The organism is Streptomyces sp. NPDC057249 (assembly GCF_042669245.1).
In the GTDB taxonomy this organism is placed as follows: domain Bacteria; phylum Actinomycetota; class Actinomycetes; order Streptomycetales; family Streptomycetaceae; genus Streptomyces.
Window position 1 is genome coordinate 283,617 of sequence record NZ_JBHUXS010000006.1, and the last position, 21,821, is coordinate 305,437.

Here is a 21,821-nt window from a genome sequence, read left to right on the forward strand (position 1 = left end):
GACGGCCGGACAACCCATCCACTCGGCACAAATGCTTCACAGCGCTCCCCTTGGCGCCGCCTCCACCAGCGCTTTTCAATGGTCTGCACCATGCCTTTCCTCCGCGCTCTGCTCCGAACCGCGCGCGTGATCCGGCACACCCCGGCGCTCTCCACCGGGTTGCCCGCGGACCACGCGGTGCTGCTCGACGCCCCCGACGAACGGCTGTCCCCCGCGCTGGTGGCCGCCGCGGCCGGGGAGTACGAACCGGCCGCGAAGCTCCTGGCGACCACCCGGGACGCCGCCGAGTGGGAGACCCGGGACCGCTATCTGAGACGGCTCGTCGCGTTCGCCCGCAACCGGGACGGCTGGCTCGCGGACTGGCTGGCCGCCGCGCCGCACGATCCGGACGCGCTGCTCGTCAAGGCGCAGCTCGCGGTCGACCGCGCCTGGGAGTCCCCGGCGCGCGCGGAGCAGCTGCGCGAGGTGGGGCCGCTGATCACGGCGGCGGCGGCCGGTGATCCGCGCGACCCGGTGCCCTGGCGCCTCGCGCTCGACCACGCCCGGGGCACCCAGGCCACGCACACCACGTTCGAGGCGCTGTGGGAGCAGGCCCTCCAGCGTTCCACGCACCACTACGGCTGCCATGTCGCCGCGCTCCAGTACCTGTCGGCCGCCTGGTACGGCTCGCACCGGGAGTGCTTCGACTTCGCGGAGCGGGCCGCCGAGGACTCGGTCCCCAGCTCCCTGGTCCAGGCGCTGCCGCTGCGGGCCGCGTTCGCGATGCTGACCGAGGGGGCGTGGGACGCCCGGTCGACCTCGGTCCAGGAGGAGCGGATCGACGCGGCGGCGGATCTGGCGATCTCCCTGTCGGCCGCCTTCGCCCCGGGCGACCCGTGGCCGGCCGAGGTCCGCAACCTGCTCGCGTACGTCCTGGTGGTACGGGGCCGGTGGGCGGAGGCGCTGGAGCAGTTCGGCCGGATCGGCGCGCACGCGTCCTCGTTCCCGTGGGCTTCGGTGTCCGGCGATCCGCTGGGCCGGTTCCTGGACGCGCGGGACAGCGCACGGCTTCGGGTGGCCTCCGGGACCCCGTTGAGGCAAGGCTCCGGACGAGGACGGGCCCGCGGCCATTACGCTTGACCGCTGTGACCACCGCTCGCCTGCCTCTGTTCCCGCTGAACGCGGTGCTGTTCCCGGGCCTCGTGCTGCCCCTCAACGTGTTCGAGGAGCGATATCGCGCCATGATGCGCGAGCTCCTGACCATCGACGAGGACGAACCGCGCCGGTTCGCCGTGGTCGCCATCCGGGACGGCCGGGAGACCGCCGTGACGGGTCTCGGCATGCCGGAGGCGGTCCGCAAGCCCGTCGAACGCGGTCCGGGCGACGGCTTCGGCGCCGACCCCCTCCAGTCGCTCCACCGGGTGGGCTGCGTCGCCGACGCCGCGACCGTCCGGGAACGCGCGGACGGCAGCTTCGAGGTCCTGGCCACCGGCACCACCCGGGTCCGGCTCCTGTCCGTGGACGCGAGCGGCCCCTTCCTCACGGCCGAACTGGAGGAGCTGGAGGAGGACCCGGGCGACGAGGCGGGCCCCCTCGCCGAGGGCGTCCTGCGGGCCTTCCGCGGCTACCAGAAGCGGCTGGCGGGCGCGAGCGAGCGCTCCCTCACCACGGGCGCCGACCTGCCGGACGACCCGTCGGTCGTCTCGTACCTGGTCGCCTCGACGGTGGTCCTGGACGTCCCCGCCAAGCAGCGGCTCCTCCAGGCCCCGGACACCGCGACCCGGCTCCGCGAGGAGCTGCGGCTCCTGCGCTCGGAGACGGCGGTGATCCGGCACCTGCCGTCGCTGCCCGCGGTGGACCTGACCGTCGCCCCGACGCACCCCAACTGACGCCATGGCGAAGAAGCAGAGGAAACCCCAGTCCGGCGGCACCCCCGCCACGGTCGCCCTGACGGCGGCGGGCACGGCGTTCACCGTGCACGCGTACGACCACGACCCGGCGTCGCCCTCCTACGGCGAGGAGGCGGCCCGGGCCCTGGGCGTCTCCCCCGACCGCGTCTTCAAGACCCTGGTCGCCGACGTGGACGGCCGCCTGACGGTCGCCGTCGTCCCGGTCGCGGGCTCCCTGGACCTGAAGGCCCTGGCCGCGGCGGCGGGCGGCAAACGCGCCACGATGGCGGACCCGGCCGCGGCGGAACGCACCACGGGCTACGTCCGGGGCGGCATCTCCCCCCTGGGCCAGCGCAAACGCCTCCCCACGGTCCTGGACGCGTCGGCCCGCGCCCACGCGACGATCTGCGTGTCGGCGGGCCGCCGGGGCCTGGAAGTCGAACTGTCACCGGAGGACCTGGCGACGCTGACGGGCGCGGTGTTCGCGGACATCGGCCGGGGCTGAGTGGGGGGCGGAGCCCCCGATCGACCGGTAACACGAGGCGCGGGCCCCCGGCGGACCGGTTCCGTCCTCAAACGCCGGACGGGCTGAATCCGCCCGACCGCCGCACCCCAGCCCCGCCGACGCTAAGGCGCGGGGCCCGGGGCCAGAGCCGCACCCCAGCCCCGCCGGCGTTAGAGGCCCGGGGACCGTGCCCGAGCCGCACCCCCAGCCCCGCCGGCGTTAGAGGCCCGGGGACCGTGGCCAGAGCCCCCCCCCCCCCCCCCCCCCCCCCCCCCCCCCCCCCCCCCCCCCCGGGGGGGGGCGGGGCCGGGGCGCCCCCCCCGCCCCGCCGGCGTTTGAGGCGCGGGGTCCGGGGCCGCGCCCCGGTTTCGGGAAGGGGCGGGGAGGGGAGAAGGCCCCGCGCAGCGGCCCCCTACGCCCCGTCGGACGGCGCGGCGGACCCGGAGGACGGCGCCCCGGCCCCCGGCGCCGAAGGCGCCCCCGGCCCCCACCCCCCGTAAGACGCCCACTCCCCCTCGAACTCCCGCGGCCCCCAAGCCGCGGTCAACCCCAGATGCACCAGCATCGCCGCCAGCCCCCAAGCCAGCAGCACCCCGTGCGCGTGCATCTCCAGCGGCGCGTCGAACACGACCCCCTTGCCGACCTCCCGCGCGTGCGCGACCACGTCGGACGTGGGCCCCAGCCGCGTCCCGAGCTGCCACGCCAGCAGCGACCCGAGCACGCTGCCGACCGCGAGACCCACCGTCAGCCAGATCCCGCCACGCCGGTGGAACCAGAAGACGAGCCCCGCCGAGACCGCCCCGAACGCCAGCCCGAGCAGGGCGAACGTGCCGTCGGCCCCGATCGCCTCCTCGCCCTCGCTGTCGTTGAGGAACACCGCGGTGTTGTCGGAGATGAGCGGCACCCGGGGCGCCAGCCACAGCCACAGCAGCCCCATGAGGACACCGGCGACGGTCACCACGGCCGCGACGACGCCCGCCCGCCGCAGATCCGCCCGCAGCTCGTCCCGGTCCACCCCCGGCGAGGGCGCCAGGTGGGAGCCGTACGGAACGGCGGGACCGCCGGGCTCACCCCCCGGAGCCGGCTTCCGCCAGTCGTGGTGGTCGTCGGACGAGGGCCGGTTCGGCGGCGTCAGGGGTGCGGTCACCGTGCCATCGTGCCAGGCGCCCGCGGACCGCGCCTCACCGGACCGCCGCCCTGCGGTACGCCCAGGTGGCCACGGCGAGCGAGACCACGCCGACGACGGCGCAGACCGCGAGGTCGAGCGCGACGACCACCCAGTCCGGATGGGCGCCGAAGGACCGGGCCAGCGCCTCCACCCCGTACGTGGACGGCAGCAGGTCGCGCGCCCAGCCCACCGGCGCCGGCAGCCGGTCGGCCGGCAGGACGCCCAGCAGGAGCGCGGCGGACATGCCCAGCTGTCCGAGCAGCGTGGCGAGCTCCTGGCGCGGCGCGAGGAGCCCCAGCGCGGCGCCGAGGCCCGAGAGCGCGGCGCCGGACAGCGGCACGACGGCCACGAGCACCCACAGATGGGCCATCGGCAGCCCGAACAGCACGCTGCCGGTCACCGCGGTGACCACGGTCCCGGGGACGGTGAAGGAGGCGTACGCCCCCGCCGCGCCGAGCACGACCGCGGCGGGCGGCACGGGCAGGGTGGCGTAGTGGTCGAGCCCGCCGCCCGCCCGGAGCTGCCCGAAGTACTGGGCGAGGAGGTTCAGCGCGACGAAGGCGACGACCAGCACGCTGGACCCGGCGACGACCGCCCGCGCCTCGGAGCCGCCGTCCACCACCCCGCGCATGAGGATCATGATGCCGACGGACTGGAAGGTCGCCACGAAGAGCAGCGGGATGCGGGCCACCCGGGCCCGGGAGAGCTGGGCGCGGTAGACGGCCGCTAGGGAGGGGAACAGCCGGGCCCGGGGAGCGAGCGGCGCCGCCGCCCCGGCCACCGCACCGATTCCGCTCATGCCTTCACCAGTCCTTTGGTCGCGCCGCCGCCCAGCGCGAGGTAGACGTCCTCCAGGCTCGGTGTCGCCAGACTGAAGTCGTCGAGCGCCGCGAAGGCCGCGCCCCCGGTGACCGCGGCGACCGCCGCGCGCGCCTCATCGGGCGCGAGCCGCAGCGCCCAGCGCCGCCCGGACTCCTGGGCGCCCGCCCGCAGGGCCGCGACCTCGGGGATCTCCAGCGGCGCGCGCTCGCGCCACACCAGCTCGACCCGGACCTCACCGGCGACGCGCTCCTTGAGCCCGGCGGGGGTGTCGCAGGCGATGACCTTGCCGCGTTCGATGACGGCGACCCGGTCGAGGACGGTCTCGGCCTCGATGACGTTGTGGGTGACGAGCAGGACCGTCGCACCGCGCTCCGCGCGCCGGCGGTCGACGGCGGCCCAGACGGCGCGCCGCGCCACCGGGTCCATGCCGGTCGTGGGCTCGTCCAGGACGAGCACGGGGCGCTCCCCGACCAGCGCGGCGGCGAAGCAGGCGAGGCGCCGCTGACCGCCGGAGAGCTTCTTCAGCGGGCGGTCCGCGAGGTCGGTGAGGCCGAGCTCGTCCAGCACCGCGTCGCGCTCGGCCCGGGCCTCGCGCACCGGGAGCCCGCGCAGCCGGCCGGTGGTCTCGGCGGCCAGGGCGACGGTCAGCTCGTCCAGCGCGGTGGACTCCTGCCCGAGGTAGCCGATCAGCCGGGAGGCCCGCTCGGGGTGGCGGACGAGGTCGTGGCCGAGGATGTCGACGCTGCCGGAGTCGGGCCGCATGAGCCCGGTGAGCTGCCGTACGAGGGTGGACTTGCCGGCTCCGTTGGGCCCGAGCAGTCCGAAGATCTCACCGCGCCGGACGTCGAGACTGATGCCGTCGGTGGCGCGTACCCCGGGGGACGCGGGCGCGCCGCGGCGGCCCCGGACCGGGGGGTAGGTCTTCACCAGATCGCGCACCGCGCACACGGTGCCGCTCGCCGTCGGCGCCTGCGCCGTCCCCGTACTCACGAGGTACGAGGGTACGGGGTCCGGGGACCGGCATTACGCCCGGGGCCGCACCGATCGGACATCGGCGCGGCCGGGGACGGCCGGGCCGGGCGGCCGGCCGGAGGCGGACTCAGTCTCCGGAGGGCCCGGCCCGGCCGGCCTTGTCCGCGGCCCGCTCGCCCGCCGGGGCGTGGTCGGCGGCGGCCCGTACGTCGATCTCGCGCCAGAAGCCCGCCCTGATCGCGTACCGGTCGTGCTCGTCGATCTGGTCGTCCTTGTGGGCGAGGAGACCGAAGCGGGCCGCGTACCGGAGGAGTTCGCCGTCGATGCGGTGCGGGATGCGCGGGTAGAGGGCGGAGAGCTTCGGCAGGTGGCCGGTCTCCGGAAGCCGTTCCATCCAGCGCCGGGCGAAGACCTGGCCCACCTCGAAGGGGTCGCCGCCGACCGTGGTGATGTCCTCCTCGCGGTCGGCCCAGCGCTGTTCGGCGCTGGTGAGCTGGGCGAGGGTCGGCAGGGACGCGGTCTCCGCCGGTTCGCCCAGCGGGCCGCCGCGCTCCACCCAGCCCCGGTCGGAGGACCAGCGCAGGGTCGCCGCGGGCTGCGGGGCAGGATGCCGCTCGGCCGGCCCGGCGGGGCCGCGCAGGGTGCCGGCGAGGTCCTTCGGAGTGGGCACGCCCTTGCTGCCGTGCGCGGGCGGGGCGGGGCTCTCACCGGTCCGGGGGGCCGACTCCTCGTCCTCGCGGGCCGCCTCGGCCCGCGCGGCGGCCCGGGACGCGCGCTCGGCGGAGGCGGCGAGGGCGGATTCGGGCAGCGGGGCGGAGAGGATCGCGGCGATCTCGGGGCGCGGGGCGGGCGGTGGGGCGCAGAGGCCGCCGGTCTCCTTGGCCCGGACGGCCTGGGTGATCCAGGCGCGGTCCAGGACGCGGCGCTCGTCGGCCTCGGCGACCAGGTCCTCGGACTGGTTGTAGTCGCCGTCGGCGGCCTGGACGGCCCAGAGGTGGACGGCGACGCCGTGCTCCTTGGCCGACATCAGGCCGGGCAGCAGGTCGCCGTCGCCGGTCACCAGGACCACGTCGGAGCAGGCGCGGTTGCGGGCGAGCTCGGTGAGCTCGGCGTGCATCGCCGCGTCGACCCCCTTCTGCGCCCAGCGCCCGTCACTGCGGGTGAGGGCGCCCAGCCGGACGGTGACCCGGGGCATCACGCGCAGCCTGCGGTGCTCGGGCTGCGGGACGCGGTCGGGGGCACCGTCGAACCAGTAGATCCGCAGCAGCGGCTGCGCGGTGTCGGCCTCGGCGCGTTCGCGCAGCTGCTGGATGAGGGCCGCGTGGTCGACGGTGATGCGGGACCGGGCGGGCTCTCCTGCCAGCAGACTCGCGGCTGCACCCAGCAGATAGCCGGCGTCCACCAGGACGACGCAACGGTCCACGCGTTCCACCCTCTTCCAGGCAATCGGGATCGGGTTTTCTCAGGGTTCCTTCGAGTCTGCCCGACCACGCCGGGGTTGACGGCCGGAACTCGATCATCGGCGTGGCGGATCGCGAAAAGCGCGCATCATACCCCGTCACTACGCACGGTAATGATCCGACATGCGATGTTTATCCGATTATGTGAATCTGACGGTGGTCCTGGCCCCGAGAGTCCTTATAGGAGGAACACCATGGCCAAGAACAAGAACCGCAAGCAGGGCAGCCAGCAGGACCGCGCTTCGCAGGCGGAGCGCGGTACCCAGGAGGCACGCTCGTCGGCCATGGAGGCCCAGAGCGCGGCCCAGTCGCAGGCACAGGGCAGCCCTGCCGATGTTGCGCGCAAGCATCAGCGGCGCTTCGGCCACAACTGACCGGACTCCCGGCAAGGCCGGCACACCGAGAGGGGCGGCCCCGCGCAAGCGGAGCCGCCCCTCTCGTACGTCTGCGCTCAGCCCGCCAGGCAGGACGGCCCGAGCAGCACCTTCAGGTCACCGAAGAGCGCCGGGTCCGGCTTCACCCGGTGCCGGTCGAGCCGGAGCACCGTGGTCTTGCGGGGGCCCTGGAGCCGGATGCGCACCTCGGTGTCGCCCCGGTGGCTGTTCAGCACCTCGCCGAGCCGGCTGACCATGGGCGGGGTCACCCGGACCGTGGGGATGGTCAGGACGACGGGCGCATTGGTCCCCGCGTTGGAGATGTCGGGGACCTGCATCTCCATGGCGACCAGGCGCGGCACGTCCTCGCGCTTGTCGAGGCGCCCCTTGACGAAGACGACGGTGTCCTCGACGAGCTGGGTCGAGACCAGCTGGTAGGTGGCGGGGAAGAACATGCATTCGATGGAGCCGGCCAGGTCCTCCACGGTGGCGATGGCCCAGGCGTTGCCCTGCTTGGTCATCTTGCGCTGGAGGCCGGAGATGATGCCGCCCACGGTGACGATCGCGCCGTCGGCGTGCTCACCGCCGGTGAGCTGCGAGATCGCCGCATCCGACTTGTCGGACAGGACGTGCTCCAGACCGAACAGCGGGTGGTCGGAGACGTAGAGCCCGAGCATCTCGCGCTCCTGGGCCAGCAGATAGGACTTCTCCCACTCGACGTCGGAGAACTCCACGTCGAGCCCGAAGCCCGGCTCGTCGCTGTCCTCCTCGCCGCCGCCGAACAGGTCGAACTGCCCCTCGGCCTCCTTGCGCTTGACCTGCACCACGTTGTCGATCATGGGCTCGTGGTGGGCGACGAGCCCCTTGCGGGTGTGGCCCATCTCGTCGAAGGCGCCGGCCTTGATCAGGGATTCCACGGTCCGCTTGTTGCAGACGACGGCCTCGACCTTGTCCAGGAAGTCGGGGAACGAGCTGTACTTCCCCTTCTGCTTGCGGCACCGGATGATCGAGTCCACGACGTTCTGGCCGACGTTGCGGACGGCCGTGAGCCCGAAGAGGATCACGTCGTCACCCTGGGCGGCGAAGTTGGACTCCGACTCGTTGACGTTCGGCGGGAGCACCTTGATGCCCATGCGCCGGCACTCGTTGAGGTAGACGGCGGACTTGTCCTTGTCGTCCTTGACCGAGGTCAGCAGGGCGGCCATGTACTCGGCGGGGTAGTTCGCCTTGAGGTACGCGGTCCAGTAGGTGACCAGGCCGTACGCGGAGGAGTGCGCCTTGTTGAACGCGTACCCGGCGAACGGGACCAGGACGTCCCAGAGCGCCTTGATGGCCGCGTCGGAGAAGCCCTTGTTCTTGGCGCCGGCCTCGAAGAGGACGAAGTTCTTCGCCAGCTCCTCGGGCTTCTTCTTGCCCATCACGCGGCGCAGGATGTCGGCCTCGCCGAGCGAGTAGCCGGCGACGATCTGGGCGGCCTTCTGCACCTGCTCCTGGTACACGATCAGGCCGTAGGTGAGGCCCAGGACCTCCTTGAGCGGCTCCTCCAGCTCCGGGTGGATCGGGGTGATCTCCTGGCGGCCGTTCTTGCGCTCCGCGTAGTTCGTGTGCGAGTTCATGCCCATCGGGCCCGGCCGGTAGAGGGCCGAGACGGCGGAGATGTCCTCGAAGTTGTCGGGCTGCATCTGGCGCAGCAGCGAGCGCATCGGCCCGCCGTCGAACTGGAACACGCCGAGCGTGTCGCCGCGGCACAGCAGCTCGTACGTCTTGGGGTCGTCCAGCGGCAGGGCGAGCATCTCCAGGTCGATGCCCTTGTTGGACTTCACCATCTTGATGGCGTCGTCCATGATCGTCAGGTTGCGCAGCCCCAGGAAGTCCATCTTGAGGAGGCCGAGCGACTCGCACTGCGGGTAGTCCCACTGCGTGATGGTGACGCCGTCGGTGTGCCGCACCCAGACCGGGGCGTGGTCCACGATCGGCTCGCTGGACATGATCACGCCGGCCGCGTGCACGCCCATCTGCCGGACCAGGCCCTCGACGCCCTTGGCGGTGTCGATGACCTTCTTGACGTCCGGCTCGTTCTCGTACATCCCCCGGATCTCGCCCGCCTCGCTGTACCGCGGGTGGCTGGGGTCGGTGATGCCGTTGAGGTCGATGCCCTTGCCGAGGACGTCGGCGGGCATGGCCTTGGTGAGGCGGTCGCCCATGGCGTACGGGTAGCCGAGGACGCGGGCGGAGTCCTTGATCGCGTTCTTGGCCTTGATCTTGCCGTAGGTGCCGATCATGGCGACCTTGTCGGCGCCGTACTTCTCCGTCACGTACCGGATGACCTCGACGCGCCTGCGCTCGTCGAAGTCGATGTCGACGTCGGGCATGGAGACGCGCTCGGGGTTGAGGAACCGCTCGAAGATCAGCCCGTGCTCGATCGGGTCGAGGTCGGTGATGCCCAGCGCGTACGAGACGATCGAGCCGGCCGCGGAACCTCGGCCGGGACCGACCGCGATGCCGTTGTTCTTGGCCCACATGATGAAGTCGGCGACGACCAGGAAGTACCCCGGGAACCCCATCTGGATGATGATGTCCATCTCGTACTCGACCTGCTTCTGCCGGTCCTCGGGGACGCCGTTCGGGAAACGGCGGTTCATCCCGGTCCGGACCTCCTCCTGGAACCAGGTGATCTCCGTGTAGCCCTCGGGGATCTCGAACTTCGGCATCAGGTCGCGCTTCTCGAACATCCCGGAGGTGTCGATCTGCTCGGCGACCAGGAGGGTGTTGGCGCACCCCTCCTGCCAGGCGTCGGAGGAGTCGACGCCGTACATCTCGTCCGTGGTCTTGAGGTAGTAGCCGGTGCCGTCGAAGCGGAAGCGGTCCGGGTCGGAGAGGTTCTTGCCGGTCTGGATGCAGAGCAGGGCGTCGTGCGCGGTCGCCTCGGAGGCGTACGTGTAGTGCGAGTCGTTCGTCACGAGCGGCGGGATGGAGAGCTTCTTGCCGATCTCCAGGAGCCCGTCGCGGACCCGGCGCTCGATCTCGATGCCGTGGTCCATCAGCTCCAGGAAGTAGCGCCCCTCGCCGAAGATGTCCTTGTAGTCGGACGCCGCCTTGAGCGCCTCGTCGAACTGGCCGAGCCGCAGCCGTGTCTGGACCTCGCCGGAGGGGCAGCCGGTGGACGCGATCAGGCCCTCGGACCACTGGGCGATGGTCTCCTTGTCCATACGCGGCCACTTCTGGAGCCAGCCCTCGGCGTAGGCGTCCGAGGACAGCTTGAAGAGGTTGTGCAGACCCGTCCTGTTCGCCGCCCAGATGGTCTTGTGGGTGTAACCACCCGAACCGGAGACGTCGTCGCGCTTCTGGTGCGGCTGCCCCCACTGGATCTTCCGCTTGTGCTTGCGCGACTCGGGTGCGACGTACGCCTCGATGCCGATGATCGGCGTCACGTCCGCCTTCTTCGCCGAGTGGAAGAAGTCGTACGCCCCGTGCAGGTTGCCGTGGTCCGTCATGGCGATATGGGTCATGCCCATGTCGTTGCACGCCTTGAACATGTCCTTGAGCCGCGCGGCACCGTCCAGGAGCGAGTACTGGGTGTGGACGTGAAGGTGCGTGAAGGGCGGCTTGGTCACGGCGCTGTGCCTCCGGGGGAATGTGGACGACGGGACGGGTGACGTCTCGGGATGTCTGGGGGGACAGCGTGGAAGTCTACGTCTCCGACGGACGCGGCGACGGGCACTCCGCGATACGGTCGCGCGTTGGAAGGGCGGGACCACCCGTCCCTTTTGTCATGCACGTCATCACGCAGGCCAGGTACCAGGAGGCAGTCACAGATGTCGGACACGCAGACCGGCGCGGAGCGGCGCGGGGAGCAGATTCTCGAGGTCTTCGACGCCGCCTTCGGGGAGCTGCTGGCCGCCGATCCGGCGGCCTTCCGGGTCAAGTTCCGCAAGATGGCGGGCTCCGCCTTCGCGTTCTACCGGGGCACGGCCTGCCTGTTCTACAACGACCTGGAGCACGAGCGGCACGGCGGCCCGTACCTGGACGAGCGCACCGGCCGGGTCTGGATACACGGCGATCTCCACGCGGAGAACTTCGGCACCTACATGGACGCCAACGGCCGCCTCGTCTTCAACGTGAACGACTTCGACGAGGCGTACGTGGGCCCCTTCACCTGGGACCTCAAGCGCTTCGCCGGCTCGGTCGCTCTGCTGGGGTACGCGAAGGCGCTGGGTGACGAGCAGATCACCGAGCTGGTGCGGATCTACGCGGCGGCCTACCGCGAGCGCATCCGCGCCCTGGCCACGGGCGCCAAGAACGACGAGGTGCCTCCCTTCACGCTGGACACGGCCGAGGGGCCGCTGCTCGGCGCGCTGCGGACCGCCCGCTCGCTGACCCGGTTCTCGCTGCTGGACTCGATGACCGAGATCCGCGACTTCGAGCGCCGGTTCGCCGAGGGCGGCGGCGCGATCGACCTGGACGCGGCGACGCGGTACAAGGTGCTGGCCGCGTTCGACGGCTATCTGGAGACGCTGCCCGAGTCGAGCCTGACCCGGCCGGACTCGTACCGGGTGAAGGACGTCGTGGGCCGGCGCGGCATCGGCATCGGCTCGGCGGGCCTGCCCTCGTACAACATCCTGCTGGAGGGCAACAGCGACGCCCTGGAGAACGACGTGGTGATCTACCTCAAGCAGGCCCAGACCCCGGCCGTCTCCCGGCACATCACGGACCCGGCCGTGCGCGGCTACTTCCGGCACGAGGGCCACCGCACGGTGATCTCGCAGCGCGCCCTCCAGGCCCACGCCGACCCGTGGCTCGGCTGGACCGAGCTGGACGGGGCCGGCCAGCTGGTCGCCGAGGTGTCGCCGTACGCGGTGGACCTGGACTGGTCCGACATCGACGAGCCCGACGAGATCGCGGCGGTCGTCGCCGACCTCGGCCGGGCCACGGCCACGATGCACTCGGCGGCGGACGACGAGAGCGGCCACTCGCTGGTGCCGTTCTCGACGGAGCGGGCGATCGACGCCGCCATCGCGGCCGACGAGGAGGGCTTCGGGGAGCTCCTGGTGGACTTCGCCCACAGCTACGGCGCGCGGGCCCGCGCGGATCACCAGATCTTCGTGGACCTCTTCCGCAACGGCCGCATCCCGGGGCTGTAGGCGAAACGGAACCTTTAGGGGTCGCTTACAGGTTCGCATGCGACACTCCTGGGCGATGGACATATCCGGGACGCAGCTCAGAGCGGCACGCGCGGCGCTTTTCACAGCGCTCGTCGTGACGCTCTCCGCCGCGTCCCACGTCCTGCTCTCCCAGGTCGCGCTGCCCCTGGTCCCCGTCGCCGTGCTGGCCGGGGCCGTCTTCGCGGCGGCCTACGCCCTGGCCGGCCGCCAGCGCGGCTTCGGCGCGATCGCCGGACTCCTCGTCCCCCTGGAGCTGGCGGCCGACACCTTCTTCACCACCGGCCAGCACCTCTGCTACGGGGCGGCGGGCGGCCCGATAGCGGGCCCCCTGCGCTCGGTGGGCGTCGACGTCCTGTGCGGCGGCGGCGACCTCGGCCCCGGCACCGCGTCCCTGGGCGACGTCGGCACCCCGCTCGCCTCGGTGACCTCGGGCGGCCAGGGCGCCGCCGCGCTGCTCGCCTCCCCCGGACCGCTGGTCCCCTGGCTGCTGCTGGCCGCCCATGTCACCGTCGGGCTGCTCGCCGCCGCCTGGCTGCACCGCGGGGAGCTGGCGCTCGCCGGGCTGCTCCGGGCGGGCGCGCTGCTGGCGTTCCGGCCGCTGCTGATCGCGGTGGCCGTGGTGCGCACGGCGGGCCGCCCGCCGGGGACCGGGGCCCGCGCCGCCGCGTCCGGGCCGCTGCTGCCCGCCCGCGCCCGCCTCCTCGTGCACTCCGTGGGACGGAGGGGTCCGCCGCTCGGGGCCTGTGCCCTCTGAGCACGCGAGCCCCGCACCGTACGACCCACCCCCATACGGAGAACACCACCATGAGCAAGCGCAACAGCCAGGCCAACAAGTCCGCCGCCCGCGAGCGGCTGCGCGCGGAGCGCGAGCGCCAGGCGAAGAAGGACAAGGCCCGCCGGCAGGTCATCGTCGTCGTCTCGGCCGTCGGCGTCCTCGCCGTCGCGGCCGGCGTCGGCTACGCCATCATGGAGCTGAACAAGCCGTCCCACTGGCAGGCGGTCGAGGACGACAAGGCGAAGGTCGTCACGCCCGAGAACACCTCGGGCGAGAACGGCACCACCGTCGTCATCGGCAAGGACAGCGCGAAGAAGACCCTCAAGCTGTACGAGGACTCCCGCTGCCCGATCTGCGCCTCGTTCGAGCAGACCATCGGTTCGACCATCGCCAAGGACGTCGAGGACGGCAAGTACAAGATCCAGTACATAGGCGCGTCGTTCATCGACGGTGACAGCCTCGGCGACGGGGTCATCGGCAGCAACGGCGAGGGGTCGAAGAACGCCCTGAGCGCGCTCGGCGCGGCGCTGAACGTGAGCACCGACGCCTTCCTGGAGTACAAGAGCGCCCTGTACTCGGCGGAGTTCCACCCGGAGGAGTCCGACGACAAGTTCAAGGACGACAGCTACCTCATCAAGGTGGCCGACTCGGTGAAGGAGCTCAAGGGCAACAAGGAGTTCCAGAAGGCCGTCGAGGACGGCACGTACGACGCCTGGGCCCTGAAGATGTCCAAGAGCTTCGACGAGAACAAGGACGACGTGACCGGCACGCCGACCCTCGTCATGGACGGCAAGAAGGTCACCGGCAGCGACGGCAAGAACGCGCCGATGACGGTGGACGAGTTCAACACGGCGATCACCGCCGCGCTGAAGGGCTGACCTCCGGCTGCTGCCGTGAAGGGGGTGGACCCGTCCGGGCCCACCCCCTTCACGTATCGGCCCGGTGTACGCCCGACCGTTGTGATCCGGCCACCGAAGAGCCCGTCACCGGCCGGTGACGGCTGCGTTGCGAACGGCTCTCCACGCGGACGGAATACGGACACACCGACCACCGGAGCACGCCGATACATGAAGTTCGTTTCTCAAACTCCGGACCGGGGGGAAGAATTTCTCCCCGTTGCCCCGTTCTGCACCGCGAATCATTGGGCCGGATCACTCCTGCCCCGACATGACATGCGCACGTAATCTCCCGGCGACAGGTGAGGAAACCCCTCCCCTTCCCACGTCCGCGAGGAGCCCCCGTGCGCACTCTTGCCCGTATATCACCGCGTATGCGCCACCGCGCGATCGGCATCGCCGCCCTGGCCGGAACCCTGGCCCTGGCGCCCCTCACCATTCCCTCCGGCGCCGCCGCCGCGTCCGACGGCGCCACGGCGGCCAGGTCCGCCGACGCCTGCGCGGACGCCCCGGCCGCCTCCGCCGCAGCCCGCGAGTCACGGCCCAGCGGCGCCCAGCACGCGGCCGACCCCAACGAACTCACCAGCGCCCAGGCGGCGGCCATCGACAAGCAGATGAGACAGAGACTCGCCGAGCGCCGCCTCACCGGCCCCTCGCTCGCCGCCGGCGCGACCATCCCCGTCTACTTCCACGTCATCCACTCCGGTGCCACCGGCAAGCTCACCTCGGGCGACATCAGCAGCCAGCTGAACGTGCTGAACGCCGCGTACAGCGGCCAGGGCACCGGCAACAACGCCACCGGCTTCCAGTTCTCGTTGGCCGGCACCGACTACACGGACAACGCCTCCTGGTACAACCTCTCCTCCGGCTCGTCGGCCGAGAAGGCGATGAAGACGGCCCTGCGCAAGGGCGGCAAGAACGCGCTCAACATCTACACCGCCAACCTCGGCGGCGGGCTGCTCGGCTGGGCGACGTTCCCCAGCTCCTACGCCTCCAACCCCTCCATGGACGGCGTCGTCATCCTCGACGCCTCGCTGCCGGGCGGCCCCGCGACGCACTACGACGAGGGCGACACCGCGACGCACGAGGTCGGCCACTGGATGGGGCTCTACCACACCTTCCAGGGCGGCTGTAACGGCAAGGGCGACTACGTGAACGACACGCCGGCCGAGAAGAGCCCCGCGTACGAGTGCCCGACCGGCCGCGACTCCTGCGCCAGGCAGTCCGGCATCGACCCGGTCCACAACTTCATGGACTACACGTACGACGCCTGCATGACCCAGTTCACCCCGGGCCAGGTGCAGCGGATGAGCGACAGCTGGGCCGCCTACCGCGGCTGACCGCCCCGGCGTCTCCCGAAGGGCTCCGCGCGACCCGCGCGGAGCCCTTCGGCCGTCACAGCGTGGCGAGGAACCCGATCGCGACCTTCCAGGCCAGCTCCGCCGCGTCCCGGTCGAAGTCCGTCAGCTCCGGGTCGGTGAAGAGGTGCCCGGCGCCCGGGTAGCGGTAGACCTCGACGTCCGCCCCGGTCCGCCGCATGTCCAGGTACCAGGAGTTCAGCCAGTCGGCCGTCTCGTACGGGTCGGGGTCGGCGACGTGCAGCTGCACGGGCAGCTCGTCGACCGAGGCGTTCTCGGCGATGTCCGAGGTGCCGTGGAGGAGGAGCAGCCCGCGCGCCTTCTCGTCGCCGAGCGCCAGCGTCTGGGCGACCGAGGCGCCGAGCGAGAAACCGGCGTACACGAGGCCCTGGTCGGAGTAGGGCGCGGCGGCGAGCACGGCCCGTTTCAGCAGCTCCTCCTTGCCGGTCTCCTCCCGGAACGCCTCCGCTTCCTCCACCGAATCGAAGGTGTGCCCCTCGAACAGATCGGGCACGCGCACCTCGTGCCCTGCGGCGCGCAGCCGTTCGGCTGCGGCGTGCACGGCGGGGCGCAGACCGTACATCGAGTGGAAAAGCATGATGTTCATGACGCCCATGGTGCCAGTTGCGTTCGAAGGGATGGAGAGCGACAGCATGGAGAGTGTTCTGCGGCCGCTGATCGTCCTCGGCGGCTCGGTGGTGATCACCCTGGCGGCGGGCTGGTTCTTCGACTTCCTGCTGAGGCGCGCCGACGCCCGGCGCCACGACACCCCGCTGTGGGGCCTGCTGCGGCGCTGCCGCATACCGTTCCAGCTGGTCATGTGCGCGGCGCTGCTGCGCGGTACGTACGCCCGGACCGGTCTCGGCCCGGTCCAGGACCACCGGGTGGGCATCGGCCGGCTGCTGACGCTGGTGCTGATCGGCGCGTCGGCCTGGCTGGTGGTGCGGGTCGCCATCGCGGTCGTGGACTCGGTGTACGCGCGCTACGCGGCGGCCCACAACCGGGACCCGGCGCGGGTGCGCCGGGTGCGGACGCAGGTGACGCTGATCCAGCGCGTGGTCATCGCGGTCGTGACGATCCTGGCCGTCGCGGCGATGCTGCTGACGTTCCCCGAGATGCAGGCGGTGGGCACCTCGATGCTGGCGTCGGCCGGCCTCGTCGGCATCGTCGCCGGTGTCGCCGCCCAGTCCACGCTGGGCAACCTCTTCGCGGGCCTCCAGATCGCGTTCGGCGACATGGTCCGCATCGGCGACACCGTGGTGGTGGACGGCGAGTGGGGCACGATCGAGGAGATCACGCTGACCTTCCTCGCGGTGCGTACCTGGGACGAGCGGCGGATCACGATGCCGGTCTCGTACTTCACGGGCAAGCCGTTCGAGAACTGGTCGCGGGGCGGGGCGCAGATGACCGGCTCGGTCTTCTTCCACCTCGACCACTCGGCGCCGATCGAGGCGATGCGCGACAAGCTGCGGGACATCCTCGGCGAGTGCGCCGCCTGGGACGGCCGGAACTGGTCCCTGGCCGTCACGGACACCACCCCGACGACGATCCAGGTGCGCGCGGTGGTCACGGCGAAGGACGCGGACGACATCTGGACGGCGCGCTGCGCGGTCCGCGAGCAGCTGATCGGCTGGCTGCGCGACCACCACCCGTACGCCCTGCCGCGCGTCGCGACGGCCCCCGCGGCGCTCCCGCCCGGCGACGCGTGGCCGTCGGTGAACGGCAAGGACGAGAAGTCCGCGAGCAGCTGGAACAGGACCCCGCGGACCGGCCGGGGCTGACCGACCGGTCCCCGGAACAGGCCCTCAGCGCAGGCTGCGTACGTCCAGCTGCCGCAGGACCCGGTCCACGACCTCCGGGTCGGAGCCCGGCTCGCTGCGCGCGGCGAGGACGGCGTGGCGGGCGGCCGACATCATCTCGCGCTGAATCCGGCTGACCGCCTGGAACCGCTCGGCGCGCCTGGCGTAGGCGTCGCGCCGTTCGTCGTCCACCATCTCCGGGCTGATCCGCGCCCCCACGTCGTAGGCGAGCCGGTGCAGCCGCTCGGTGACCTCCTCGGGGAAGTCCTCGGTCTCCTCGATCTCCTTGAGCCGCTGCCTGGCCGCCTTGGCCGCCCGGACCGCGAGCTCCTTCTCCAGGGCCGCCTCGGCGTCCGTGTCCGCGCGCACCCCGAGCCGCCGCACCAGCCAGGGCAGCGTCAGCCCCTGGAAGACCAGGGTCACCATGATCACGGAGAACGCGATGAAGACGATCTCGTCGCGGCCGGGGAACGGCTTGCCGTCGTCCGTCTCCAGCGGGATCGCGAGGGCCAGCGCGACGGAGGCCACCCCGCGCATCCCGGCCCACCACATGATCACGGTCTCCCGCCAGCTGGTGGGGATCTCCTCGCTGACGTCCCGCCGGGTGTGCAGCCGCTTGGCGAGCCAGGTGGCCGGCAGCAGGTACAGCAGCCGTACGCCGACGACGACCGCGACGACCACGAGACCCCAGCCGGCCGTCTTCAGCAGGCGCCCGTCGGCCGTGCCGAACACGTTGTGCAGTTCGAGGCCGATGAGCCCGAAGGCGATCCCGGTGACGAGGGTGTCGACGATGTCCCAGAAGGTGCGTCCGGTGAGCCGGCCGAGGACGTCATCGGCGTCCGCGGTGTGCTCCGCGAGGAACATCGCGGTCATCAGGACGGCGAGCACACCGGAGCCCATCAGCTCCTCGGCGAGCACGTAGCTGACGAACGGCACCAGCAGAGTCAGGCCCACCTGGAGGGTGGCGTCGCCGAGCAGCCCCATGAGCTTGATCGTGAGCCAGCCGAGCGCGACGCCCACCACGACGGCGACCACCGCGGACAGCACGAGCAGCCCGAACGCCTCCGGCCACGAGAAGGTCCCGCTGACGGCCGCCGCGATGGCCACGTGGTACAGCACGATCGCGGTGACGTCGTTGAACAGCCCCTCGCCCTCCAGGATGGAGACGAGCCGCCGGGGCAGCCCGACCGAGCCCGCGACGGCCGTGGCGGCGACCGGGTCGGGCGGGGCGACGAGCGCGCCGAGCGCGACGGCGGCGGCGAGCGGCAGCCCCGGCACGATCGCGTCGGCGACCGCGGCCACGGCGGCCGTCGTGAGGAAGACCAGGGCGACGGCCAGCAGGAAGATGGGCCGCTTGTTCGCGGCGAACTGCCGCCAGGAGGTGCGCTGCACCGAGGCGTAGAGCAGCGGCGGCAGCAGCGCGGGGAGGATGATCTCCGGCGGGATGTCCACGTTCGGCACGAAGCTGAGGAAGGCCAGGACGACGCCGAAGAGCGTCATCAGCACCGGCGCCGGAAGCTTCAGCCGGTCCCCCAGCGGAACCGTGACCACGGCCCCGAGCAGCAGCAGGAGCAGCAGTGACATCTGGTCCACGGGGTGCCTTCCGGAGCGCTCCGGCCGGGCCCGGTCCACGCCCGTCCGATTCCCCTCACCCTGCCATGCACCCCCCGGCCGCCGGGGTCAGGGGGTGCGGCGGGGCGTCAGATCGTCCGGCGCATCGCGCGGTGCCGGATGCCCGCGTCCATGAACTCGGGGCCGTACGGCTCGTAGCCGAGGCGCTCGTAAAAGCGCAGGGCGTGCGTCTGGGCGTGCAGGTCGACGGCGGCGAGGCCGTTGTCGCGGGCGGCGTCCTCGATGGCCCGCACGAGGGCGGCGCCGACGCCGAGACCGCGGGCCTCCCGGCTCACCGCGAGCCGGCCCAGGGAGCCGACGGTGAGGTCCCCGCCGGTGTGCGCCGTGGCGGCGGCGCCGTGCAGCAGGCGGCCGGTCCCGAGGGCGGTGCCGTCGGCGGCGACGGCTATGACGTGCAGCGCGTCCGCGTCGTAGACGTCGTACTCGATCTCCTCGGGCACGTTCTGCTCACCGACGAAGACCTCCTTGCGCAGCTGGAAGCACGCGGCGCGGTCCCGCTCGTCGGTGACGGTCCGGGTGGCGTACGCGAGGGGCGCGGCCGTCACTGGCTCTCCGCCGCGATGCGGTCCAGCGCCTGCTGGAGGTCGTCCGGGTAGGTGCTGGTGAACTCGACCCAGCTCCCGTCGGCGGGGTGCTCGAAGCCCAGCTTCACCGCGTGCAGCCACTGCCGGGTCAGGCCGAGGCGCTTGGCCATGGTGGGGTCGGCGCCGTAGGTGAGGTCGCCGACGCAGGGGTGGCGGTGGGCGGACATGTGCACCCGGATCTGGTGGGTGCGCCCGGTCTCCAGCTTGATGTCGAGCAGGCTGGCGGCCCGGTACGCCTCGATGAGGTCGTAGTGCGTCACCGAGGGCTTGCCGTCGGCGACGACCGCCCACTTGTAGTCGTGGTTCGGGTGGCGGCCGATGGGGGCGTCGATGGTGCCGCTCATCGGGTCCGGGTGGCCCTGGACCAGCGCGTTGTACTTCTTCTCCACGACCCGGTCGCGGAACTGGGCCTTCAACAGGGTGTAGGCGCGCTCGGACTTGGCGACGACCATCAGCCCGGAGGTGCCGACGTCGAGCCGGTGCACGATGCCCTGGCGCTCGGCGGCGCCGGACGTCGAGATCCGGTACCCGGCCGCGGCGAGGCCGCCGATGACGGTGGTGCCGGTCCAGCCGGGGCTGGGGTGGGCGGCCACGCCGACGGGCTTGACGATCACCACGATGTCGTCGTCGTCGTGGACGATCTCCATGCCCTCGACGGGCTCGGCGACGATCTGCACGGGCGCGGGCGCCTGCGGCATCTCCACTTCGAGCCAGGCACCGCCGTGCACCCGCTCGGACTTCCCGACCACCGAGCCGTCCACCTGCACCTTGCCGGCGGCGGCCAGGTCGGCGGCCTTGGTGCGGGAGAAGCCGAACATCCGGGAGATGGCGGCGTCGACGCGCTCGCCCTCCAGGCCATCGGGGACGGGCAGGGTGCGGACCTCGGGTTGCGTACTCACCAGTCGAGTATGCCTTGCCCCCGCCGGTCCCCGTCCCTCGGTCCGCGTTCCCTCGGTCCGCGTTCCCTCAGTCCTTGTGCACGGTGCCGTCGGGGTCCAGGCCCTTGAAGGAGAGGAACACGATGAGGATGCCGCCGCAGACGATCGCGGAGTCGGCCAGGTTGAAGACGGCGAAGTGGGCCGGGGCGATGAAGTCCACCACCGCGCCCTGGAAGACGCCCGGCGCACGGAAGATGCGGTCGGTGAGGTTCCCGAGGGCCCCGCCGAGCAGCAGGCCGAGCGCGATGGCCCACGGCAGGCTGTACAGCTTGCGCGCCAGCCGCGCGATCACCACGATGACGGTCGCCGCGATGAACGTGAAGATGATCGTGAACGCCTCGCCGAACCCGAAGGCGGCGCCCGAGTTGCGCAGGGCGTCCAGCTTGAGCCAGTCGCCGATGAGCTCGACCGGCTCCTGGTGCTCCAGCTTCGCCACGACGAGCATCTTGCTGCCGAGGTCGAGCAGGTAGGCGACGACGGCGACGCAGAACAGCAGGACGACCCGCCGCCGGCGGGTGGCCGGGGAACGGTCGACGTCCGCGTCCGTCGCGGTGGCCCCGGCCTCCTGGGCGTCCGGCGCAGCCGGGTCCGGGGAAGCGGCCGAGCCGTCCGGCCCGGTCTCTCCGCTTCCCTCAGCTCCGGTGATGTCCGGCGTACCGATGATGCGCTCCGCCTCTGCCACGTGAGTCCCTCAACCTAGTTCCCGACTGAGGACGAGGGTACGGCACGCCCGTGCGGATCAGCCTCGTCGCTCCTGCTTCTGTTTGTCCTCGACGCACAGCGTGGCCCGGGGGAACGCCTGCATCCGCGCCTTGCCGATCGGCTTGCCGCAGACCTCGCACAGCCCGTACGTGCCGGCGTCGAGACGGGCCAGGGCACGCTCGGTCTGGTCCAGCATCTCCTGTGCGTTGGCGGCGAGCTGCATCTCGTGCTCGCGGGTGATGTTCTTGGTGCCGGTGTCGGCCTCGTCGTCGCCCGCCCCGTCGCCGGAGTCGCGCATCAGCCCGGCCAGCGCCAGACCGGACGCCTCCAGCTCGTTGCGGAGCCGGGTGGCCTCGTCGGTCAGCCCGTCCCGCGCGGCGGTGACCTCCTCCGGGGTCCACGGGTCCTCGCCCGGCCGTACGGCCAGGTCTCCCGGCGCCGTGGCGACCCGGGCGGGCGGCACGGGTGCCGTGTCCTCGCCCGCGGTGCGGGTACCGGCCGCGCTCTTCTTGGCTACCACCGTGTGGGCTCCCGTCTGCTCGGCGGCCTCGGCCGCCCCCGTGGTCGCCGAGGCCGCGGTGGCCCCGGTCTTCTTCGGCGTGGTCTTCTTCGACGCGGTCTTCCGGGCCGCCGCCTTCTTGGCGGAGGTCTTCTCGCCGGGCGCCTTCTTCTCCACCATGGCCGCGGCCCCTTCACACACTGTGATCTTGCTCGCGAGTCGTGCTGGGACGATAAGTCGACCCCCGGCCCGCGGCAACGGGGCACGCCGCCGCATCGCCCCTCCCCGTGTCCGGATCACTGCGCGC

At 72.1% G+C, this 21,821-nt stretch carries 20 protein-coding genes; 9 read left to right on the plus strand and 11 right to left on the minus strand.

Annotated elements, in window-relative coordinates:
* Positions 1–78: 78 nt before the first annotated feature.
* Genes ACFUJY_RS14120 through ybaK form a run of 3 tightly spaced genes read left to right on the plus strand, consistent with a single transcriptional unit; the run spans position 79 to position 2,373 of the window.
* A complete protein-coding gene (locus ACFUJY_RS14120; protein ID WP_383298475.1) occupies positions 79–1,119 on the plus strand; it encodes a hypothetical protein in 1,041 nt (346 codons plus the stop codon).
* A 5-nt stretch (positions 1,120–1,124) separates the two neighbouring features.
* A complete protein-coding gene (locus tag ACFUJY_RS14125; RefSeq protein WP_383298477.1) occupies positions 1,125–1,868 on the plus strand; it encodes an LON peptidase substrate-binding domain-containing protein in 744 nt (247 codons plus the stop codon).
* Positions 1,869–1,872: 4 nt separating this feature from the next.
* Positions 1,873–2,373, plus strand: a complete 501-nt coding sequence (gene ybaK, locus ACFUJY_RS14130) for a Cys-tRNA(Pro) deacylase (protein WP_383298479.1) — start codon at positions 1,873–1,875, stop codon at positions 2,371–2,373.
* A 412-nt stretch (positions 2,374–2,785) separates the two neighbouring features.
* Here ybaK and ACFUJY_RS14135 read toward each other — a convergent pair whose 3' ends face one another.
* From ACFUJY_RS14135 to ACFUJY_RS14150, 4 genes are all read right to left on the minus strand, one after another.
* Complete coding sequence (locus ACFUJY_RS14135) at positions 2,786–3,520, minus strand: ABC transporter permease (protein WP_383298481.1); 735 nt, start codon at positions 3,518–3,520, stop codon at positions 2,786–2,788.
* A 34-nt stretch (positions 3,521–3,554) separates the two neighbouring features.
* Positions 3,555–4,340: an ABC transporter permease gene (locus tag ACFUJY_RS14140; protein ID WP_383298483.1), complete on the minus strand. Its 786-nt coding sequence runs from the start codon at positions 4,338–4,340 to the stop codon at positions 3,555–3,557.
* Positions 4,337–5,311, minus strand: coding sequence for an ABC transporter ATP-binding protein (locus tag ACFUJY_RS14145; protein ID WP_383298648.1), 975 nt, complete (start codon positions 5,309–5,311; stop codon positions 4,337–4,339). Before ACFUJY_RS14145 ends, ACFUJY_RS14140 begins: the two co-directional genes overlap by 4 nt.
* A 151-nt stretch (positions 5,312–5,462) precedes the next feature.
* Positions 5,463–6,767 carry an NYN domain-containing protein gene (locus ACFUJY_RS14150; protein WP_383298485.1) on the minus strand — a complete coding sequence of 435 codons (1,305 nt, stop codon included), beginning with the start codon at positions 6,765–6,767 and terminating at the stop codon, positions 5,463–5,465.
* A 222-nt stretch (positions 6,768–6,989) separates the two neighbouring features.
* On the opposite strand from ACFUJY_RS14150, the gene ACFUJY_RS14155 reads away from it, so the two are divergent.
* Complete coding sequence (locus tag ACFUJY_RS14155; protein ID WP_383298487.1) at positions 6,990–7,169, plus strand: hypothetical protein; 180 nt, start codon at positions 6,990–6,992, stop codon at positions 7,167–7,169.
* 77 nt (positions 7,170–7,246) lie between these two features.
* Here the strand turns inward: ACFUJY_RS14155 and dnaE are convergent, their stop codons facing one another.
* Positions 7,247–10,783: a DNA polymerase III subunit alpha gene (gene dnaE / locus ACFUJY_RS14160; RefSeq protein WP_383298489.1), complete on the minus strand. Its 3,537-nt coding sequence runs from the start codon at positions 10,781–10,783 to the stop codon at positions 7,247–7,249.
* Between the two features lie 201 nt (positions 10,784–10,984).
* On the opposite strand from dnaE, the gene ACFUJY_RS14165 reads away from it, so the two are divergent.
* The 4 genes from ACFUJY_RS14165 to ACFUJY_RS14180 all read left to right on the plus strand — a co-directional run bounded on the left by ACFUJY_RS14165 (position 10,985) and on the right by ACFUJY_RS14180 (position 15,342).
* Positions 10,985–12,310 (plus strand): DUF2252 domain-containing protein, encoded by a 1,326-nt coding sequence (locus tag ACFUJY_RS14165; protein WP_383298491.1) that lies wholly within the window; start codon positions 10,985–10,987, stop codon positions 12,308–12,310.
* Positions 12,311–12,365: 55 nt separating this feature from the next.
* The gene (locus tag ACFUJY_RS14170; protein WP_383298493.1) at positions 12,366–13,085 is read left to right on the plus strand and encodes a hypothetical protein; all 720 of its coding nucleotides are present in this window, start codon (positions 12,366–12,368) and stop codon (positions 13,083–13,085) included.
* A 50-nt stretch (positions 13,086–13,135) separates the two neighbouring features.
* Complete coding sequence (locus tag ACFUJY_RS14175; RefSeq protein ID WP_383298495.1) at positions 13,136–13,984, plus strand: thioredoxin domain-containing protein; 849 nt, start codon at positions 13,136–13,138, stop codon at positions 13,982–13,984.
* Between the two features lie 392 nt (positions 13,985–14,376).
* Positions 14,377–15,342: a zinc metalloprotease gene (locus tag ACFUJY_RS14180; protein ID WP_383298497.1), complete on the plus strand. Its 966-nt coding sequence runs from the start codon at positions 14,377–14,379 to the stop codon at positions 15,340–15,342.
* A gap of 55 nt (positions 15,343–15,397) precedes the next feature.
* On the opposite strand, the gene ACFUJY_RS14185 is transcribed toward ACFUJY_RS14180, so the two are convergent.
* Positions 15,398–15,976 carry a dienelactone hydrolase family protein gene (locus ACFUJY_RS14185; protein ID WP_383298499.1) on the minus strand — a complete coding sequence of 193 codons (579 nt, stop codon included), beginning with the start codon at positions 15,974–15,976 and terminating at the stop codon, positions 15,398–15,400.
* 37 nt (positions 15,977–16,013) lie between these two features.
* Between ACFUJY_RS14185 and ACFUJY_RS14190 the strand changes: the two genes are divergently transcribed.
* Positions 16,014–17,141 carry a mechanosensitive ion channel family protein gene (locus ACFUJY_RS14190; protein WP_383298501.1) on the plus strand — a complete coding sequence of 376 codons (1,128 nt, stop codon included), beginning with the start codon at positions 16,014–16,016 and terminating at the stop codon, positions 17,139–17,141.
* Positions 17,142–17,165: 24 nt separating this feature from the next.
* Here the strand turns inward: ACFUJY_RS14190 and ACFUJY_RS14195 are convergent, their stop codons facing one another.
* The 5 genes from ACFUJY_RS14195 to ACFUJY_RS14215 all read right to left on the minus strand — a co-directional run bounded on the left by ACFUJY_RS14195 (position 17,166) and on the right by ACFUJY_RS14215 (position 21,694).
* A complete protein-coding gene (locus ACFUJY_RS14195; RefSeq protein WP_383298503.1) occupies positions 17,166–18,752 on the minus strand; it encodes a Na+/H+ antiporter in 1,587 nt (528 codons plus the stop codon).
* 107 nt (positions 18,753–18,859) lie between these two features.
* A complete protein-coding gene (locus ACFUJY_RS14200) occupies positions 18,860–19,336 on the minus strand; it encodes a GNAT family N-acetyltransferase (RefSeq protein ID WP_383298505.1) in 477 nt (158 codons plus the stop codon).
* Complete coding sequence (locus ACFUJY_RS14205; RefSeq protein WP_383298506.1) at positions 19,333–20,274, minus strand: RluA family pseudouridine synthase; 942 nt, start codon at positions 20,272–20,274, stop codon at positions 19,333–19,335. The genes ACFUJY_RS14200 and ACFUJY_RS14205 overlap by 4 nt, the downstream gene beginning before the upstream one ends.
* Before the next feature lie 67 nt (positions 20,275–20,341).
* The gene (lspA, locus tag ACFUJY_RS14210; protein WP_383298508.1) at positions 20,342–20,995 is read right to left on the minus strand and encodes a signal peptidase II; all 654 of its coding nucleotides are present in this window, start codon (positions 20,993–20,995) and stop codon (positions 20,342–20,344) included.
* Positions 20,996–21,052: 57 nt separating this feature from the next.
* Positions 21,053–21,694 carry a TraR/DksA family transcriptional regulator gene (locus ACFUJY_RS14215; protein WP_383298509.1) on the minus strand — a complete coding sequence of 214 codons (642 nt, stop codon included), beginning with the start codon at positions 21,692–21,694 and terminating at the stop codon, positions 21,053–21,055.
* Positions 21,695–21,821 lie beyond the last annotated feature (127 nt).

Bases quoted from the DNA above. Each gene is read 5' to 3' on its own strand.
- ACFUJY_RS14120 (WP_383298475.1), top strand. From the start codon at position 79: ATGGTCTGCACCATGCCTTTCCTCCGCGCTCTGCTCCGAACCGCGCGC.
- ybaK (WP_383298479.1), top strand. From the start codon at position 1,873: ATGGCGAAGAAGCAGAGGAAACCCCAGTCCGGCGGCACCCCCGCCACG.
- ACFUJY_RS14140 (WP_383298483.1), bottom strand. From the start codon at position 4,340: ATGAGCGGAATCGGTGCGGTGGCCGGGGCGGCGGCGCCGCTCGCTCCC.
- ACFUJY_RS14155 (WP_383298487.1), top strand. From the start codon at position 6,990: ATGGCCAAGAACAAGAACCGCAAGCAGGGCAGCCAGCAGGACCGCGCT.
- ACFUJY_RS14165 (WP_383298491.1), top strand. From the start codon at position 10,985: ATGTCGGACACGCAGACCGGCGCGGAGCGGCGCGGGGAGCAGATTCTC.
- ACFUJY_RS14170 (WP_383298493.1), top strand. From the start codon at position 12,366: ATGGACATATCCGGGACGCAGCTCAGAGCGGCACGCGCGGCGCTTTTC.
- ACFUJY_RS14175 (WP_383298495.1), top strand. From the start codon at position 13,136: ATGAGCAAGCGCAACAGCCAGGCCAACAAGTCCGCCGCCCGCGAGCGG.
- ACFUJY_RS14180 (WP_383298497.1), top strand. From the start codon at position 14,377: ATGCGCCACCGCGCGATCGGCATCGCCGCCCTGGCCGGAACCCTGGCC.
- ACFUJY_RS14185 (WP_383298499.1), bottom strand. From the start codon at position 15,976: ATGGGCGTCATGAACATCATGCTTTTCCACTCGATGTACGGTCTGCGC.
- ACFUJY_RS14190 (WP_383298501.1), top strand. From the start codon at position 16,014: ATGGAGAGTGTTCTGCGGCCGCTGATCGTCCTCGGCGGCTCGGTGGTG.
- ACFUJY_RS14215 (WP_383298509.1), bottom strand. From the start codon at position 21,694: ATGGTGGAGAAGAAGGCGCCCGGCGAGAAGACCTCCGCCAAGAAGGCG.